The organism is Actinomycetota bacterium, assembly GCA_030776725.1.
GTDB lineage: Bacteria > Actinomycetota > Nitriliruptoria > Nitriliruptorales > JAHWKO01 > JAHWKW01.
Genome location: JALYHG010000085.1, coordinates 1 through 2,550, shown reverse-complemented (window position 1 = coordinate 2,550; position 2,550 = coordinate 1). Strand labels below are relative to the sequence as shown.

At 72.8% G+C, this 2,550-nt stretch carries 2 protein-coding genes; one reads left to right on the top strand and one right to left on the bottom strand.

Going from position 1 to position 2,550, the window contains the following annotated elements:
- Nucleotides 1-112: 112 nt before the first annotated feature.
- Entirely contained in the window at nt 113-367 is a 255-nt protein-coding gene (locus tag M3N57_03805) for a hypothetical protein (GenBank protein MDP9021821.1), read from the top strand.
- 280 nt (nt 368-647) lie between these two features.
- Here M3N57_03805 and M3N57_03800 read toward each other — a convergent pair.
- The coding region (locus M3N57_03800) for an AAA family ATPase (protein MDP9021820.1) at nt 648-2,550 on the bottom strand (1,903 nt) is incomplete at its 5' end.

Below are 2,550 nucleotides of genomic sequence, written 5' to 3'. Positions count from 1 at the left end.
GGCCGTGCGCGCCCGCGACCGCTCGTTGGCGTTGTGGGGGTCGCCGACGGGGCGACTGGTTTCACGGTTTGGAGCCCCAAGGCGACCCCCACGAGGCCTCCCGGAGAACCTGGTGTGTCTGTCCAAGGCCATGCACCTGCGCCAGGTCCACCGCTACGGCTGGACGGTCTCGGTCGACGGTGACACCGGCGCGGTCACCATCCAACGCCGCGGGCGCGTCTACCGGCGCTTGCCGCCCGGCACCCACCTGCGCCGCCCCCCACCCCAACCCGCCGCAAACAACAGCAACACCCCAACCGCCACCGGCGACGGCGACCTCCACGACCCGCGACTGCCCCTCGACCACGACGGCGACCTGCCCTTCTAACAGGGCGCCACCAAACGCCGACCGACCACGGCAGCAGCAACAGCAGAGCCCCCACGAGCCGAAGGCGGCCCGCACACCCAACCGTGCGCCGGGCCGCCCACCCCTGCCCGAACCCGTCGACCAAGTGGCCGTCGAGCGGCTCCGGCGCTTCGTCGGCGAGCTGGCGGGCCACCGGGCGCCCCGACGCAGCGACACGGCCTGACGCTCGTAGACGACGTCGCCGTCGGCCGTCTCGAGTGCACGGCCTCGTCGGCGTCGCGCGATCACGGCTAGGCGTCGGCTAGGCGGGGACGTCCTCGCTCAGACGCTCGGCGACGACCTTCGAGACGGCATCGGCGCCCATCGTGACGCCGTACAACATGTCGGCGATCTCCATGGTGGGGGTCTGATGCGTGACCAGCAGAACCTGCGACGTCTGCTTGAACGACTCCACCACCTGCAGGAACCGCCGCAGGTTCACCTCGTCGAGTGCCGCTTCGACCTCGTCGAGGACGTAGAACGGTGACGGCCGGGCCCGGAAGATCGCGAACAGGAACGCCAGTGCGGCGAGCGACCGCTCTCCGCCGGACAGCAGCGACAGGCGCCGGATGCGCTTGCCGGGTGGGCGCGCTTCGACCTCGATGCCCGTGGTGAGCAGGTCGTCGGGGTCGGTGAGCGTCAGCCGGCCATGACCACCAGGGAAGATGGTGGCGAACACGTCCTCGAACTCGCGGGAGACGTCGCGGAAGGCGTCGGCGAACACGTCGCGGATCTTGGCGTCGACGGCCCGGATGACCTGGTGGAGGTCGCGGCGACTGGCGAGGAGATCGTTCAGCTGGCGTGACAGGAACCCGTGGCGTTCTTCGAGCGCGTGGAACTCCTCGAGCGCCAGCGGGTTGACGCGCCCGAGCGACGCCACCTTGCGTTCGAGCGTCTCGAGGCGTGCGACCAGGTCGGCCCGGTCGTCGGTGGCCGCGTCGGGATGCTCGGCCAGCAGATCGTCGGGAGTCAGCTGGAAGTCGTCCCGCACCTGCGCGATCAGCTGGTCGAGGCGGTGGCGCACCTCGGCGCGTTGCAGGTCGGCGGCGTGGCGCCGCTCCCGTGCCGCGTCGAGCGCGGTGGCCTGTTCCCGCAAGCGACGACGGAGCGCAGCCACCTGCTGTTCGCGCTGCGCCCGGTCGGCGTCGAGACGATCTCGGTCGGCGCACGCGTCGCGGATCGACCCGTCGATGTTGGTCAGCGCCTCCGCCGCGACCGCCGCGAGATCGCCGCAGCGGCGCACGTGCCGGCGACGCAGGTCGCGCCGACGAGCGGCCTCCGCCAGGGCCTGCTCGACGTGGTCGGCCTCCTCGCGTAGCTCGGCGGCGGCACGTCGCAGCTGCTGCACCTGTTCGTCGAGGCGCTCCACCGCCAGGCGGGCCTGCAGTTCGCGGCTGCGGCACTCGTCCACCCTGCGGTCGAGCCGATCGGCTTCGGCGTCACGCTCGGTCGGGTCGGGGTCGTCGCTGGCGGGCGGCGCAACCAGCTCCTCGGTCTCGAGGGTCACCAGCGCCTGCTGGTGGCGCTGGACCGACGCGGTGAGTTCGGCCCGGTGCTGGCGTAACAGTCCCTCCTGGTGGGTGAGCGCGTCGAGGTCCTTGGTCAGGCGCGCCAGCTGTTCAGCGGCGGCGGTGATCCGGGCGTCGGACCCGTTGAGCGCCGCGGTGGCCGTGGCGAGCTCCGCGCGCCGTTCGTCCACGCGGGCACGGGCTCGCCCCACCTCCGACGCCGCCGCCGTGACAGCGTCATCGAGCTCGGCGACGCGTCGTTCGGCCTCCTCGGCGGCCGCGGCGCTGACCATCGACGATCGGTCCGGCGTCGATCCCCCAACGAACCCGCAGGGACCGGCCACGTCTCCGTCCGGAGTGACGAAGGTGAGGTCGGGATGTTCGTCGTGCAGGGCCACCGCCTGTGGCCAGTCAACGACGATGAAGGTGCCGGCCAGGGCGTGGCGGAGTGCCGCCAGCACCCCGACCGAGTCACGGTCACGGGCCGCCAGGAGCTCGGCCACCGGCCGGGTCCCGGCCGGTGGGGCTGGGGCCACGGCGGCGGCTTCGTCCGCGGGGCGGGACGGGAGCACCACCGCCCGCCCGTGGTGGGCGCGACGCAGGTGCGTCACGGCGTCCGCTGCGTGACCGGCGGAACGTGCCACCACGGCGTCGTCG